Origin of the sequence: Salinispora tropica CNB-440 (assembly GCF_000016425.1) — a bacterium.
GTDB classification, from domain to species: Bacteria; Actinomycetota; Actinomycetes; order Mycobacteriales; family Micromonosporaceae; genus Micromonospora; species Micromonospora tropica.
Genome location: NC_009380.1, coordinates 924,608 through 940,191, shown reverse-complemented (window position 1 = coordinate 940,191; position 15,584 = coordinate 924,608). Strand labels below are relative to the sequence as shown.

Here is a 15,584-nt window from a genome sequence, read left to right as displayed (position 1 = left end):
ATTCGGGTACGGCCGTCGGAGCGATCGGTACCCGGAACGCGACCGAGGCCCCGGGGCGTTCGCCCCGGGGCCTCGTTGACGGAGAAGTCAGTGCGGCACGCCGGGGTTCCCCGGCGTCGTGTTCCGTACCGCAGCATGCATGGGGTGAGGCTACGGCGAGCAGTGCCGAGCCCGCACCCGAATTTGACCCACCTCCGGCCGCGACGACCCGATGCCGGCCAGACTCACCGTCGAGCCCGCGAACGAGCAGAAGGCACCCAACAGCCCTGACCGACCGAGGTCAGGTAGTCGTAGGCGGTACTGGTCGGCCTACACGGCCACCCACAACCGCAGACCGGACACTGATCAACGCGTGGCCAGTGCTCGACGATGATCCGCCGAGCGGACAGGATCATCCGGTTACGCAGCTGCACCGCCGACAGGCCGTTCGCCACTGGCCGCCGGCCGACCGTGGCCATCACCGGGAGCAGGCCCGTTGACGGGCCAACGGAGTCATCAACGGGCGCGAATCGAAAATCACGGTCGACTGGTCACAGAGCGGGGAGTAGGCGCCCGCCCGCGCCGCATAACGGGTAGCGGGACCGAGAGCATCCAAACCTGGGGAGCAACGCTTTCGGCGGCGCATGCCAGGCGCTGCCGGTGCCGGCTGGCCAATGAGCCGTCGCCAGGCGTTGCGGATCTTGGTCACGGTCGCCTCCCTCGTCGGTGGACGTGGCAGGCAGGCGTGAACGTCGCGGCCCTATGCAGTACGACTCTCCTGCCGCCACCGGGCAGGACGGTAAGCCGCGCCGAGTCGCCCGGAGGGGTACATCACGTACCCGGTGACAGGAGGTACCTAGTTGACCACACCTATGCGTTGGGCAAGATCCATTGCTTCCGCCCGCACCGAGGCCGGCGCTTCTCGTGCCAGCCGCCCCAGCATGTCCTGTGCCGCCGGCGAGTACCGCACAGTCTCTGGGCTGGTGGCCTCAGCCCTGGTCAACAGATGCAGCGTCGCCTCACGCGCCCCTTCCAGGTCAGCTGATCTGGCCAACTCCACATAGTGCCGCCCGCGGCGTTCGGTCGACGGAATCGATGCCGGGTCGAGGGTGTGGGCACGACGCCGGGCTTCGTCCGGGTCGCCCAGGTCCACGGCGCACATCACCGCGTAGACGTCAACCAGCGGACGAGACACCCGAGTGCGCAGCCCGACGAACCCACTGGGTAGTGCCCGTTCCACGACCTGACGGGCGGTGTCCCAGTCAGACCAGGCCCCCTGATCGCCCATTCGTGCCTTCGTTAGTGCGGTGCAAAGATGCAGATCGGCAAGCATTTCCGCCCACTCGACACCGCCGTCCGCCACATGCGGCTCGATCAGCGCACGTGCCTCACCCAACCGCTCCACAGCATCGTCTCCACGACCGGTGGCGCGAAGCAGGTGTGCCGCATACCAAATGGACTGCCCAACTGCCAGCAGGTCGTCGGCATCCAGGGCAGCGGTCATACCATGGTCAACCGCGAGCCAGCACAGCTCGCGGTCACCATGCCAGGCCAGGTACGCCTGGGCGAGGTGGTAGGCCTGGGCGAGCAGCGCCAGGGAGACACGTCGATCCGCTCCCCGGTGCAACCGGGTGGCGCGTTGAGTCGCCTCCAGTAGCCCCGGTAGCAACTGACCGGCCTCGGTACGCTGGTGGCGGCTGGTGTGCCACGTCTGCCAGGCAGCGTCAATCGCGCCACGCAGGTAGTCAGTGGACTCGGGCTCACCAGTAATAGTGACCTGCCAAGCGGTAAGCGCCCGACGGACGTCGTCAACGGCGGGATGGCTGGGCCGGCCATCCAGGGATATGGAAACCTGAGGACCAAACAGATCGCCGAGGTCACGGACGCCAAGGTGCGGAGCAAGTTGCTGCGCCGCCCGCAAGGTCAGCGATCGCCGGCCGTTCTCGATGAATTTCACGGTGGTCGCGCTGAGACCCGCGAGACCAGCGAGGCGTTCGCGGGACAGCCCCGCTGCCCGACGAAGCCGTTCAACCCGCTCCCCGGGAATGATCTGCTGGTCAACCACAGGGCACCTCCGTGCTGGGTACACGATGTACCACAACGATACCCCTCAGTGGAATGCCTAGTCGACTGGCAGGGTCGTGTAAACGATCTGTCGCGTATTCGCCTCTCAAGAACATCGGAACTCACGTCAGCGATCTGTGCGATCGTCGCCCCCGGCCGAGACCGATACAACGCGACCGCGTCGGCCTTGAACGCAGCGGGGTAGTGCTTGTTCACCGCCTGTCAGGAACCCTGATCCCCCCCCCCGGACCATCACGATCCAAGGCTCAAGTGCCCAGGACCAAGGGGCGACTCCCGTCGGACTTGTCGAGGTGCATGATGTGACCCGTGGCAGTGAACGCCTCGTTGCCGACCAGCGGGCCGGTCCGGGTCTGCGTGACGGTGAACCCCTCGCTGGCGTAGAGCGCCTCGGCGGCCGGGTTACCGTCGAGCACGGTGACCTCGACCCGGGGCCCGGCGGCGGCGACCGCGTGACCCAGCAGCGCCCTGCCGATTCCCTGCCGGTAGCGTTGCGGGTCGACGTACAGCCAGGTTACTTCGTCGTCGTCGAGTGCGACGAAGCCGGCTACGCTGCCACCGACCTCCGCCACCCATAGATGCCCGTCGAAAAGCCCTTCTTCCTCGGCGGTCTGCGCAAGGGTCAGGAAAGCCTCGAGCCCGGCAGATCCGCGTAACTCGTCACGTCGCGCGGCGTCGTGAATGCGCGCGATCGCATCCCAGTCGTCGTTGGTGTAGGGCCGAATCTCGATCTCCACCTGCGGCATGTCGACGATCCTTGCCGCCCCTTTCGACCGACGCAACACATTAACCGCCCAGGCGATGCCGGCATCGGCACGCGACAGGATCGGCGGCGTCCTCCACTACGCTCACCGGACAAATCCGCCGTGAACGCAGTGGAGAGCATCACTGTGATAATCATCGACTCCTACGTCTCCGCAGGTCAGCCATATCCGTTGATTTTTCCGCGAGACTGCGGGCACCCGTAGTGAGGACCATTGCAATACGGATTTGCGGTGCAGCCGCGATCAACCTCAAAATAGCTTGGCAGGCAATCAAGGATACTTAACCACTATACGGAGTGGGATCACAATGCGTGCTACCAGCAGAAGATCCTTACAAGTATAGCCGTCGGCAAGATGGTTAAGGTAAACAGCAGTAGCTACTCATAAAGAGTATGGCCTGCGTCGGAGTAATCCACCCGACGCAGACCCTTCCCTTTCTCCGATTAACTGGCGCGGCCCACTCCCCTACCACGGAATGGTAGATTGTCGATCTTTCATTCGTCGCCTCCCGACAAACCCTCCGAGGCGGCAGCTGAATGATGAGCACCCCACCGCGGTAGGGCCTAGTTAGGAGCGCATGAGGGCCAGAGTCTGGTGCGCGTATGCCACCGCGACGGCCTCGGTGGTCGAGTCATCCGGCACGTGTTCCGCGGTAAACATGATCCGCAACCAAATGAACACGTTGTCGTGGTAGGCGCGTAGCTCGGTGGTCCTGGCCTGTGTCGGTCCGGTGAAGGGTGGCGGTGGATCAGTTAGATCGTCGATTGGCGTGAGCCATACTCGCGCCGATCCCTCCAACTCTGGAACGTCTCGCCAGACACCCCTTGCATCAGGCCCCGGCCAGGCCCACGGCTCATCCGGCCCCTGGTCGGCCGATTCGAGTAAGCCCGTGGTGACCTGGACTGTGTACATGGAGGCACGGGCCCCCCGGGTGACCGCGCTGAGCGAGCACTTCTTCGAGGGAGAATCTGGCCTGTCCGGCCAGTTCCGTACTGCCGGTTCGCCGCTTCCGAGTTCTGTCAGGTGCGTGGGGTCGAGTTTGGCGCACAGATCGTGGACCAGTTGGTAGGTGGAGAGTGTCGGATCGGCCACCGCCACGCTGGGACCGCTGGCACAGGCGGTGAGTGCGAGGGTAGACGTGAGCGCGGCGACCCACAGCCGAACTGCCGATTTCAGCATCAGCTGATCATCGCATAGCCGCCACGGTGGCGTGCCTCCCCGGATGGGCCGCTCCGCATAGCGATAGGGGCGATGTGACGGCAGCACCCGATCCGCGATGCACGCCCAGGTCACGTCCGCGTTGGTGGCGCAAGAGAACGTTTCGCATGTCGCGCCGCAGATTGCTTCAGACGGCCCTCCGTCCTGGTCGTCGTCCTTTGCGTGCCGCCCACTTGAGCGCATGGTTGCCGTAGTGCCTGCTGGACGGCGTGCGGTGGAACTGTCGCTGGTGCTGCCCACACGGAGAGCGCAGGGTGTGGCACTTGGGCGGGTCCTCGATCTGGAAGCCGTGACGAAGAACCGCGTAAGCACCAGATAACAAAAGGGGGCAAACCATGCCTTGGATGCGGACCTGGTCACTCCGGCTCGTGCAGCATCAACTGTCGGGCGGCCTCGGTGACGGAGCCGGAGAGCGAGGGGTAGATGGTGATGGTCTGAGCCAGCTCGTTGACTGTCAGATGATTCTCCACCGCCATCGTGATCGGCAGGATCAGCTCGCTGGCCTTCGGAGCGACCACCACGCCACCGATCACCTGTCCGCTGGCGGGCCGGCAGAAGAGTTTGACGAAGCCATCGGGGACCTCGTCCATCTTCGCCCGGGCGTTGCCGGCGAGCGGCAGCATGACCTGCCGGGCCGGGACCTTCCCCGCGTCCACCTCGTCCTGGGAGACACCGACCGTGGCCAGTTCCGGATCGGTGAAGACGTTCGCCGCGACCGTACGCAGCCGCAGCGGACGAACCGCCTCGCCGAGCGCGTGCCACATCGCGATCCGGCCCTGCATCGCGGCCACGCTGGCCAACGGCAGCATCCCGGTGCAGTCCCCGGCCGCGTAGATGCCGGGCACGTTGGTCCGGGACACCCGGTCGACCGCGACGTACCCACCCCGGGCCAGCCCGACGCCGTACTCGGCCAGCCCCAGTTCGGCGGTGTTGGGAATGGAGCCCACCGCGATCAACGCGTGCGAACCGTGCACCCGGCGCCCGTCGGAGAGCTCGACCTCGACGCCGTCGGTGATCCGGCGAACGGCGTTGGCCCGAGAGTTGTTCAGGATGCTCATCCCCCGGCTGCGAAACACCCGCTCGATCGCCATCGCCGCGTCGGCGTCCTCGTGCGGCATCACCCGGTCCCGGCTGGAGACGAGGGTGACCTCGATCCCCATCGCCAGGTAGGCGCTCGCGAACTCGGCGCCGGTGACGCCGGAGCCGACCACGACCAGGTGCCGGGGCAGCTCGTGGAGGTCATACACCTGCCGCCAGGTGAGGATGCGCTCGCCATCCGGGATCGCGGTGGGGAGTTGGCGCGGAGTCGCCCCGGTGGCGATCAGGACGGTGGCGGCGTCGATCCGGTACTCCGCGCCGCCGTCCGTCGGGGTGACGATCACCCGGTGGGTGTGACCGAGCGTGTCCTCACCGAGTCGGGCACTGCCGGCGACGAACGTCACCCCGGCCTTGACCAACTTGGCGTGAATGTCGGCAGACTGCGCGAGTGCGAGCCGCTTGACCCGTGTGTGCACCGCCGGGGCGTCAACGGTGACCGCCTCCAGCCCGTCCGAGTGAACCCCGAACTCCTCCGTGTCCCGATACCCGGTCACCACCTGTGAGCTGGCGATGAACGTCTTCGATGGCACACAGTCGGAGAGCACACAGGCGCCGCCGGCACCGTCTGCCTCCACCACGGTGACATCGGCGTCCAGCTGGGCGGCGACCAGCGCCGCCTCGTAACCGGCCGGCCCCCCGCCGATGATCACGATCCGGCTCACAACGCTCACTCCCCGTCCATGCTCACAGTGACTTTCTTCTCCCGAACGCATCCGACACGCACCGTCGTATTCTCCCCTACCCGCCGGCCGGGCTATCGTCATCGTCGTGCGTCATTACGCCGCCTACGGCTCAAACCTCGACCCTGCCCGGATGCGCGCCTACTGTCCGCATTCGCCGATGGTGGGCACCGGCTGGCTCGAAGGCTGGCGGCTCACCTTCGCCGGTGAAGGCGTGATCGGCTGGGAGGGCGCGGTCAGCACCGTGGTGGAGTCTCCCGGCGATCGCGTCTTCGTGGCGGTCTACGACATCCACCCGTACGACGCGGCGCAGCTCGACGAGATCGAGGGCGTGACCTCCGGCACCTACCAGAAACTCCACCTGCGGGTGTCGGCCCTGGCCGGCGACGTGACGGCGTGGATCTACGTCTTCGACGGTTACGAGGGCGGCCTGCCGACCTCGTGGTACCTCTCGGAGATCGCCAACGCCGCCGAGAAGGCGGGCGCGCCGGACGACTACGTCACAGGACTGCGCTCCCGCCCCACCGGCACCGCGTCGGCCTGACGGGCGGCAGTCTGTCGGGGCATGTCGCACGGACCCCAGTCTGCTATCGCCCCCGATCGGGCAACGAGCCGGCCCCGCCGTGCGTCGTCAATCACACATTCAGGTGCCGGCCGACCCGCGTGAGTCGGCCTCCCCCTCCTCCTCGGCGAACGCCTCGACCGCGGCCTCGACCTCGCCGGTCCGACGCCGAGCGACGGTGACCGCCCGTTCAGCCGCCCGCCGCACCGACTTCGCCCGGCTCAGTTCCTCTTCGGCGACGGCCCGTTGCCGCTCCAACTCGGCGAGTTCCGTCTCGATCGCGGCGAGGTCATCCACCCCGCCCTGCTCGGCGTCCGCGGCACCGGCCAGCTCCGCCTCAGCCCGTTCCTGATCAGTACGCGCCTTCACCAACTCCGTCGCCAACGCTCGGCGTCGCCGCTCCCGCTCGGCGCGCGCGGCCCACTCCGCCTGTCGGGCCCGGGGCGCTGACCGGTCGCTTCCCGGCATCCGGGACGGGGGCTCCGACTCGTCGTCGGTGACCAGGCGCAGCTGCGGCCGAGGCACCTCGCCGAAGCCGGCGTAGCTGGCGGCCCGGAGCAGCCGGCCCGAGCGCACCTGCTCGGCGACCTCGGCGTCGGAGAGCGCGGCGTTGAGCGTCGCCTCCACCTCACCGAGCGGAAGCTTGCCAGCCGGCGGAGCGCCGGGCACCCCGGTCGCCAGACTGCGGACCTCCGCGAGCAGCGCGCCGACCACGGCCCGCCGTTGGGTGGAGAGCTCCCGCAGTCGCGCGCCGCGAAGCTCACGCTGGGCCGACCGGAGTGACTCCGCGAGTTGCCCCAGGTCGGCGACGAGCTCTGGTCGCTCCAACGCGAGCAGGTTCACCAGCCACGCCGCGACCGTGGGGCGACGAAGCCGGGCGATCTCCCGCGCGCCAGGTGCGTCGCCATTCCGCCGCGCCTCGGCCACCGCCTCGTCCCGGGCGGCCACAAACCGGTCGGGCGGCGTGCGATAGAGCTGCCGTACCAGCTCTCGGGCCGGACCAGACATGCGGCTCAGGCGTCGATCAGGGTGCCCGGTACGAGCCGCCGATAGTCCACATCGGAGAGGCGGGCGAAGTTGTTGTGGAGCACGTCCAGGCCGCGGTCGTTGAGCAACCCGTCGTGCAGCGCGTACGCCCGACGTGGTGCGACGGCACGGAGGAAGTCCAGCGACTCGGAGAACTTTGCCCAGGGCGCGTGGATCGGCAGGAACAGCGTGTCGACCGGCACGTCCTGCGGCACGACGAAGGAATCGCCGGGATGAAATACCACGTCGTCGATGAGATACGCCAGGTTCTCCACCACCGGTAGGTCGGGGTGGATCACGGCGTGTCGGCCGCCGTAGGCGCGGACCGCGACCCCGGCTGCGGTGAACTCCGCCCCCGCCTCCACCGGGACGAACGCGGTGACCAGGCCATCCAGCGCAGCCGCCAGCGACGGCGGCCCGTACAGGACGAACGGCTCCCGGTCGTGCTGCTCGGTCAGGGCCGCCACGTCCACGTGGTCCGGGTGCTCGTGGGTGATCAGCACAGCGTCCACCTCGTCCAACGCGGCGCGCTCGCTGTAGACCCCAGGGTCCACGACCAGCACCCCGCCCTCGTCCTCCACCCGTATGCAGGAGTGCGCGTACTTGGTCAGGCGCATTCGTGACTCCTCGAGAATCGAAACGTGACCTCCTCAGCGCAGTCTGCCGGAAGGCACGCCGTATCGCGTCCCGACTGACCGATCGTCCCTGCCGTCCGAGTCGTCCCGGGGCTGGGAGTCGATGCCGGCCCGGCCGCGGCGGGGGCCGCTCCGCCCGCTGTCAGCCGGCAGCCGCGAGCGCCTGGAGCGCGGTCTGCACCAGGAGCCGAACGCCGACCGGGATGGCCCGCTCGTCCGGGTCGAATGACGCGCGGTGGAGGTCGACGTTCGGGCCGGAGCGGCCGACACCGAGTCGGGCCAGGGCGCCGGGGACGTACTCCAGATACCAGGAGAAGTCCTCGCCCCCCATGCTCTGCGGGGTCTCCGCGATGCCTGCCGGCCCGAGCGCGGCGGTGGTGGCGGCGGCGAGGACCTGGATGGCCTGAGGGTCGTTACTGACCGGCGGTCGGCCGCGCTGATAGTCCAGATCCACGGTGGCACCGGTGGGGGCGATCACGTCCTGCACCACCTGGGCGACGACCTTGGGGGCCATCGCCCAGGTGTCCCGATCCATCACGCGCAGCGTCCCGGAGGCGCCGGCCTCCGACGGGATGACGTTGTAGCGGGTGCCGGCCGAGGCGTGGCCGAACACCAGCAGTAGTCCACTGTTGGCCGGCACTCGCCGGGCGACCAGGGCCGGCACCTCGGTGATCAGCCGGCCGAGGGCGTCAACCAGGTCGACGGTGAGGTGCGGGCGGGCGGTGTGCCCGCCCGGGCCGGTCAACCGAACGGTGACGTTGTCGGCGGCAGCGGTGATCGGACCGACCCGGAGGCCAACCTCACCGACCGGCAGGTTCGGATCGCAGTGCAGCGCAAATATCTGCACCACCTCGTCGAGACCGCCGGCCTCGATCACCTCGAGCGACCCGCAGGGCAGGATCTCCTCGGCCGGCTGGAAGATCAGGCGCACCCGGCCGGGCAGTTCACCCGCTTCGGCGAGGCGGGCGAGGAGCATTCCCACGCCGAGCATGACCGCGGTGTGCACGTCGTGGCCGCAGGCGTGACAGACCCCGTCAACGGTGGAGCGGAAGGGTACGTCCTTGGAGTCGGTCAACGGCAGCGCGTCGATGTCGGCCCGGAGCGCGATCACTGGGCCGTCCGGGCGTCCGTCGATGTCGCAGATGACTCCGTTGCCCTTGGGGAGCAGCCGGGGTCGCAACCCGGCCTGGGTCAACTCCCGGGCGATCAGGGCGGCCGTCTCGAACTCCTCGCCGGAGAGCTCCGGATGCGAGTGAATCTGCCGGCGGGTGGCGATCAGGCCCGACACCCGGAGCGCAAGGAGTTGGTCCAGGTTGAGGGGTAGGGGCTGGGAGCCGGCAGGCGCCTCCGTCCAGGACGACGCCAGCTGGCCACTACTTGGCAGCGTCAACGCACTCGTCACGTCGAATTCTCGATCACTAGGAATGGATGAATCTTCAGGAACCGCCGATAGCCTAGACCTCCGACGGTGACGCTGCGCAACCTCGTTCTGGTAGCGATCGGGGCGCTCTGCGTCACGTACGCCCTGCTCGGGGCGCCCGTGCATCGGCGGGACAGCAGGTAGATCGCGGTTGAACGCTGCCATCTGCCCCACACCTCCTACAACGCGTAACCGACTCCCGCGAGCGGAATTTATTCTCGACACTCGAGACCCGTCATCCGAATTGTGGCATTAGTCCGTTCTGGAAGCGGGCACTCCGACAACTGGTAGCCACACTCGACGACCGGGCCCGCAGACGTTCACACGTTCGTCCGGTAGCCGACCGCACACCGTGTGCGTCTACTTCACTCGAACGGGTTACCCGCGGTTGCCGCCCACTACGCACCAGAACACCCCCACCCAGCCCGCGAGCAGCAGCGACCGTCAGCGGGCAGCGGACAGCGGGCAGCGGACAGCGGGCAGCGGGCAGCGGGCAGCGGGCAGCGGGCAGCGGGCACCAACGAGCAGCGGGCACCAACGAGCAGCAGCCGCGAGCGCGGCAGCGGGCGACGGTGAGGGGGCGAGGGGGTGAGGCGTGGTCAGAAACGGTCAGAGGGGCGGTACATCCCCCAGACCTCACGGAGCGTGCCGCAGACCTCGCCAACCGTGGCACGAGCGCGCAGCGCCTCCTTCATCGGGTAGAGCACGTTACCGCTTCCCTCAGCCGCCGCCCGCAGCTGCGCCCGGGCGTGCTCGACCGCCCCAGCGTCCCGCTCGGCCCGCAACGTCGCCAGCCGCTCAGCCTGCGCGACCTCGATCGCCGGGTCGACCCGCAGCGGCTCGTACGGCTCCTCCTCGTCCACCGCGAACCGATTGAGGCCCACCACGACCCGCTCGCCGGAGTCGATCTGCTGCGCGATCTGGTACGCCGACTGCTCGATTTCCCGCTTCTGGAACCCGACCTCGATGGCCTCAACCGCCGACCCGTGCTCGAAGACCCGCTGCATCAACCCCTCCGCCGCGGCCTCGATCTCGGCCGTCATCGCCTCCACCACGTATGAACCGGCGAACGGGTCAACCGTGGCGGTCAGATCCGTCTCGTAGGCGAGCACCTGCTGCGTTCGCAGCGCGAGCCGGGCGGCCTTCTCCGTCGGTAGCGCGATCGCCTCGTCGAAGCTGTTGGTGTGCAGCGACTGCGTTCCGCCGAGTACCGCGCCGAGCCCCTGCACCGCCACCCGTACCAGGTTCACCTCCGGCTGCTGGGCGGTGAGCTGCACGCCGGCGGTCTGGGTGTGGAAGCGGAGCATCATCGACTTCGGATTCTTCGCCCCGAACTCGTCCCGCATCAGCCGCGCCCAGATCCGCCGGGCGGCACGGAACTTCGCCACCTCCTCCAACAGCGTCGTGCGGGCGACGAAGAAGAACGACAGCCGGGGTGCGAAGTCGTCCACCGCGAGCCCGGCGGCGATCGCCGCGCGCACATACTCGACCCCGTTGGCCAGGGTGAACGCGATCTCCTGAACGGGTGACGCTCCCGCCTCGGCCATGTGGTAGCCGGAGATGGAGATGGTGTTCCACTTCGGCACCTCGGCGCGGCAGTAGGCGAAGGTGTCCGCGACCAGGCGCAGCGAGGGCTTCGGCGGGAAGATGTACGTCCCGCGGGCGATGTACTCCTTGAGAATGTCGTTCTGGATCGTGCCGTTCAACGCCGCCCCGGGCACGCCGTTCTCCTCGGCGACCAACTGGTAGAGCAGGAGCAGCACCGAGCCCGGCGCGTTGATCGTCATCGACGTGGAGACCTTGTCCAGCGGGATGCCGTCGAAGAGCAGCCGCATGTCCTCGATGGAGTCAATGGCGACACCCACCTTGCCGACCTCACCGTGCGCGATCGGCTCGTCCGAGTCGTACCCCATCTGGGTGGGCAGGTCGAAGGCGACGGAGAGCCCCATCGTGCCCGCCCGCAGCAGCTGGTGGTAGCGCGCGTTGGACTCCGCGGCGGTTCCGAAGCCGGCATACTGGCGCATCGTCCAGGGACGCGCCGTGTACATGGTGGGGTAGACCCCGCGGGTGTACGGGTACTCCCCCGGGCCGCCCAGCCGGGAGTCCAGGTCCTCCGGGAGGTCGGGCGCCGTGTAGACGCCCTGGATCGGGAAACCGGACTCGCTTGACCGCCGTTCGCTCATTACCGGATGGTAAGACCACCTGCTCCGGCACCGGATGAGGGATTGGGCACACGCCCCCACCTGACCAACCCGGCGTACCCGGCCGGACACGCTTCGTCGACTTTGCCAAATGTCCGCCGCGTCAGCTTTCGCAACGGGCATCCGACCCAGCAAGATAGGGGGGTTGTGTCCCAGCCCCCCTCGAAATCCCCCGGTGGCTCTTCAGTGACTCAAATCCCGACGTGGAGCGGCGGACCTGTCAGTCCTCCCAGCGACCGCGCAACACCCAACACCATCATCGGCGGGCGCTACTCATTGCGCTCGGCGGTGGGCAACGGCGGCATGGGCACGGTCTGGCGTGCCGCAGACACACTCCTGCGCCGAGACGTGGCCGTCAAGGAGGTCGTCCTACCCCAAGGGCTGGCCCCCTCGGACCGCGACGCCATGTACGAACGCACCCTGCGCGAGGCCCGTGCCGCGGCAGCGATCCAACACCCCGCCGTCGTCCAGGTTTACGACGTGGTCACCGAGGGTGGCCGGCCGTGGATCGTGATGGAGCTACTCGACTCCCGCAGCCTCGCGGACATGGTGATCGAAGACGGACCGTTAGCCCAGCGGGTGGTAGCCAAGATCGGCGTCTCGCTGCTCGGTGCGCTCGAGGTGGCGCACGCGATCGGCGTGCTGCATCGTGACGTCAAGCCTGCCAACGTGCTGATCTGTTCGGACGGCCGCTGCGTGCTGACCGACTTCGGGGTGGCCCGGATGCCCACCGACGTGCAGCTCACCACACCCGGCATGGTGCTCGGCTCGCCACACTTCATCTCCCCCGAACGAGCGATGGGCCAGGACTTCGGGCCACCCAGCGACCTGTTCTCCCTCGGAGTGACCCTCTACACGGCCGTCGAGGGTCGCCCGCCCTTCGACAAGGGCGACCCGATCGAGACGATGCACTCGGTCGTCGAAGACCCGCCCGCCCCGCCCCAGCGCAGTGGTCCGCTGGTGCCGGTGCTGATGGGGCTGCTGGAGAAGGACCCGGACCGCCGGCTGCCGGTGCACACGGCCCGGGCCATGCTCCGCGAACTGCTCGCCGGCCCGCTGACCAGCACCGCGACTGCGGTGAACTCGGTGACCGACCCGTACTCGGTGGTGTCGGTCCAGCAGCGACCAGCCGCGATCCCGCAGCCGGCCCCACCAGCTCAACCGATTCAGCCCGCCCAGCCGGGGCCGAGCGGCACGATCGGCGGGCGAGCGATGCTCGCGGCCGGTGAGTCGCTCACCGACCGACTGGCCGCGCTGCGCCGGGGTGAGCGCCCCCCGGTGGAGTCCCGGGCCACCCCCGCCGCGCTGGAGGACACCAGCGCCGACGCGCTCGCCGGCCGGTTGAACACTCCGACCGGGGCGATGCCGGCGCCGAGCCATACCTACGGCCGGGAGGTCACCCAACGCATCGACGGCTACCCGGGCCCGGCCGCCCCCACCGGGGGCGGGGCGCAGTGGTCGGTTCCGGGCACTGGTCAGGCGTGGACCAGCACACCGCCGGCACCGACCCCGACACCGGCCGGCGGCCTCGCCGGTAGGGCGCGGGCCACCGGCGACCAACTCGTTCGACGGGTGAAGGGCTGGCCGGGCAAGGTCCAGGTCGCCGTCGCGGGCGGGCTGGCCGTGGTGCTCCTGATCGGGGTCCTCACCCTCACGGGCGGAGACGAACCGGAGACGCCGATCGCACCACAGGCCGCCCCGACAGCGACCACTCCGGCCGTCGAGCTCCCCGAGCTGATGGAGCACTCGGCGCGGGGGGTGCGGGTTCTGGTGCCGAAGGGTTGGGAGGAGAAGGTCGGCGGGCTGTACACCGACTACGTCGACCCGGAGGACCAAGGCCGCAGGGTCCGCGTCATCACCGAGAATTGGACCAACACCTCAGAACGCTGGGTAGAGGTCGCCGAGAACGGGTTGCAGACCCGCTCCACCTCCTGTGTGAAGCCGTACCGCCAGATCACCATGGACGTCGAGACGGAGCTGGCCGGCAAGCCGGCGGCCGAGTTCGAATACACCTGTGGTGAGGGCGAGGAGATGCGGCACGGCATCTGGCGTGGCGTCGCCCACGATGGCCGGTCGTACTCGTTCTATCTGACCACCACCGATGCCCGGTTCGAGGAGAGTCGACCGATCTTCGACGAGATGGTCAAGTCCTTCGAGCTCGCGGCGGCCAGCTGAGCCTGGGCAAGCCGACGCGGTGATCCGCCGACGTGCTATCAAGAGGCATGTCGGCGGATCACCAGCACCTCAATGACCTTCACGAGCAGGCCCAACGGTGGCTCGATGACGATCCGGACCCGGCCAGCCGCGCCGAGCTACAGGCGGTGCTCGACCGGCTTCCGGCCAGCGCCCCGGAGCTGGCCGACCGCTTTGCCGGCCCGCTGACCTTCGGCACCGCAGGCCTACGCGGCCCGTTGCGCGCCGGCCCGAACGGAATGAACCTCGCCGTGGTCACGCAGGCCGCCGCCGGGCTGGTCGCCTGGCTGACAGCCCAGGGTGGCACCGGCCCACTGGTGATCGGGTACGACGCCCGAACCGGCTCCCGCGCCTTCGCGGAACGGACGGCGCAGGTCGCCACCGGCGCTGGCCGTCCGGCGCTGCTGCTCCCCCGGCCGCTGCCGACACCGGTGCTGGCCCATGCGGTGCGCCAGCACGAGGCGGTCGCCGGGGTGATGGTGACAGCCAGCCACAACCCGCCCCAGGACAACGGCTACAAGGTCTACCTGGGCGCCCAACTCGGTGGTGCACTGGGCGCGGGGGCGCAGATCGTACCGCCGGCGGACGCCGAGATCGAGTCGGCCATCCGCGCGGTCGGCCCGCTGGCAGACGTACCACTGGGCCCTCGCGGGCAGCTCCTCGACGACACCCTGGTGGAGGCGTACGTGCAGCAGGCCGTCGCGGTGATCGCACCGGGCGGGCCGCGCGACCTGAAGGTGGCGTACACGCCGCTACACGGAGTCGGCGCAGCGGTGCTCACCGCGGCGTTCACCCGCGCCGGCTTCCCCACCCCACCGCTCGTGCCGGACCAGGCCGAACCGGACCCGAGGTTCCCCACGGTCGCCTTCCCCAACCCGGAGGAGCCCGGTGCCGTTGACCGGCTCACCGCCCTGGCCGACGAGACCGGTGCCGACATCGCGATCGCCAACGACCCGGACGCGGACCGCTGCGCGGTGGTGATCCGGGAGCCGGCCAACTCGGCCGCGAACCGGGACGCCCCCGGGTGGCGGATGCTCCGTGGTGACGAGGTGGGGGCGCTCCTCGCCGACCATCTGATGCGACGCGGCCGAACCGGCCTCTACGCGACCACGATCGTGTCGTCGGCGCTCCTGCGCGCGATGTGCACCGCCCGCGACCTCCCGTACGACGAGACCCTGACCGGGTTCAAGTGGATCGTCCGGGCCGGCGGGGGGTCCACCCCGCTGGTCTACGGCTACGAGGAGGCACTGGGCTACTGCGTCGCCCCCGACCATGTCCGGGACAAGGACGGCATCACCGCCGCGCTGACCATCGCCGAACTCGCCGCGGAGCTCAAGGCGGAGGGGCGTAGCCTCGCCGACCGGCTGGACGAGTTGGCGGCCGAGTTCGGCGTGCACCACACCGACCAGCTCTCGGTACGGGTGGACGACCTACAGGTGATCACAGATGCGATGGCCCGAATCCGCGCCGCGACCCCGAGCACGCTGCTCGGGGAGCCGCTCATCGAGTCCCAGGACCTGCTCCCGGCGGCCGATGTGGTGATCCTGCGCAGCGCGTCCGCCCGGGTGGTGATCCGTCCGTCCGGCACCGAACCGAAGCTCAAGGCGTACCTGGAGGTGGTGCAGCCGGTCGTGGCGGGTGACATCGCCGCGGCCCGCCGCCACGCTGCCACGGCCGTCGCCGAGTTGCGCGCCGAGATCGCCGCCAGCTTGGGGGTGTAGGGCGG

At 69.0% G+C, this 15,584-nt stretch carries 13 protein-coding genes; 3 read left to right on the top strand and 10 right to left on the bottom strand.

What is annotated here, in order from left to right:
• Window positions 1–224: 224 nt before the first annotated feature.
• The 6 genes from STROP_RS25545 to STROP_RS04240 form a co-directional block, all read right to left on the bottom strand.
• Complete coding sequence (locus tag STROP_RS25545) at window positions 225–458, bottom strand: hypothetical protein (RefSeq protein WP_026274793.1); 234 nt, start codon at window positions 456–458, stop codon at window positions 225–227.
• Window positions 458–688, bottom strand: a complete 231-nt coding sequence (locus STROP_RS25540; RefSeq protein ID WP_080516563.1) for a hypothetical protein — start codon at window positions 686–688, stop codon at window positions 458–460. The genes STROP_RS25545 and STROP_RS25540 overlap by 1 nt, the downstream gene beginning before the upstream one ends.
• A gap of 147 nt (window positions 689–835) precedes the next feature.
• Window positions 836–2,044, bottom strand: a complete 1,209-nt coding sequence (locus STROP_RS04255) for a helix-turn-helix domain-containing protein (protein ID WP_011904751.1) — start codon at window positions 2,042–2,044, stop codon at window positions 836–838.
• A 265-nt stretch (window positions 2,045–2,309) separates the two neighbouring features.
• Entirely contained in the window at window positions 2,310–2,807 is a 498-nt protein-coding gene (locus STROP_RS04250) for a GNAT family N-acetyltransferase (protein ID WP_011904750.1), read from the bottom strand.
• 585 nt (window positions 2,808–3,392) lie between these two features.
• The gene (locus STROP_RS04245; protein WP_037342447.1) at window positions 3,393–4,004 is read right to left on the bottom strand and encodes a hypothetical protein; all 612 of its coding nucleotides are present in this window, start codon (window positions 4,002–4,004) and stop codon (window positions 3,393–3,395) included.
• Window positions 4,005–4,399: 395 nt separating this feature from the next.
• On the bottom strand, window positions 4,400–5,803 hold the full coding sequence (locus STROP_RS04240; protein WP_011904748.1) for an NAD(P)H-quinone dehydrogenase: 1,404 nt from the start codon (window positions 5,801–5,803) through the stop codon (window positions 4,400–4,402).
• A 106-nt stretch (window positions 5,804–5,909) separates the two neighbouring features.
• Between STROP_RS04240 and STROP_RS04235 the strand changes: the two genes are divergently transcribed.
• Window positions 5,910–6,365 carry a gamma-glutamylcyclotransferase gene (locus STROP_RS04235; RefSeq protein WP_011904747.1) on the top strand — a complete coding sequence of 152 codons (456 nt, stop codon included), beginning with the start codon at window positions 5,910–5,912 and terminating at the stop codon, window positions 6,363–6,365.
• Window positions 6,366–6,464: 99 nt separating this feature from the next.
• Here the strand turns inward: STROP_RS04235 and STROP_RS04230 are convergent, their stop codons facing one another.
• From STROP_RS04230 to STROP_RS04215, 4 genes are all read right to left on the bottom strand, one after another.
• Window positions 6,465–7,391, bottom strand: a complete 927-nt coding sequence (locus tag STROP_RS04230; protein ID WP_011904746.1) for a hypothetical protein — start codon at window positions 7,389–7,391, stop codon at window positions 6,465–6,467.
• A gap of 5 nt (window positions 7,392–7,396) precedes the next feature.
• Window positions 7,397–8,026: an MBL fold metallo-hydrolase gene (locus STROP_RS04225; protein WP_011904745.1), complete on the bottom strand. Its 630-nt coding sequence runs from the start codon at window positions 8,024–8,026 to the stop codon at window positions 7,397–7,399.
• A gap of 160 nt (window positions 8,027–8,186) precedes the next feature.
• On the bottom strand, window positions 8,187–9,446 hold the full coding sequence (locus STROP_RS04220; protein ID WP_026274796.1) for an amidohydrolase: 1,260 nt from the start codon (window positions 9,444–9,446) through the stop codon (window positions 8,187–8,189).
• Window positions 9,447–10,063: 617 nt separating this feature from the next.
• Entirely contained in the window at window positions 10,064–11,647 is a 1,584-nt protein-coding gene (locus tag STROP_RS04215) for an acyl-CoA mutase large subunit family protein (RefSeq protein ID WP_026274797.1), read from the bottom strand.
• Window positions 11,648–11,851: 204 nt separating this feature from the next.
• Between STROP_RS04215 and STROP_RS04210 the strand changes: the two genes are divergently transcribed.
• Together STROP_RS04210 and STROP_RS04205 are read left to right on the top strand one after the other, a co-directional pair.
• Window positions 11,852–13,840 (top strand): serine/threonine-protein kinase, encoded by a 1,989-nt coding sequence (locus tag STROP_RS04210; protein WP_187151580.1) that lies wholly within the window; start codon window positions 11,852–11,854, stop codon window positions 13,838–13,840.
• A gap of 47 nt (window positions 13,841–13,887) precedes the next feature.
• Complete coding sequence (locus STROP_RS04205; RefSeq protein WP_028564049.1) at window positions 13,888–15,579, top strand: phospho-sugar mutase; 1,692 nt, start codon at window positions 13,888–13,890, stop codon at window positions 15,577–15,579.
• The last annotated feature ends 5 nt before the right edge of the window (window positions 15,580–15,584 follow it).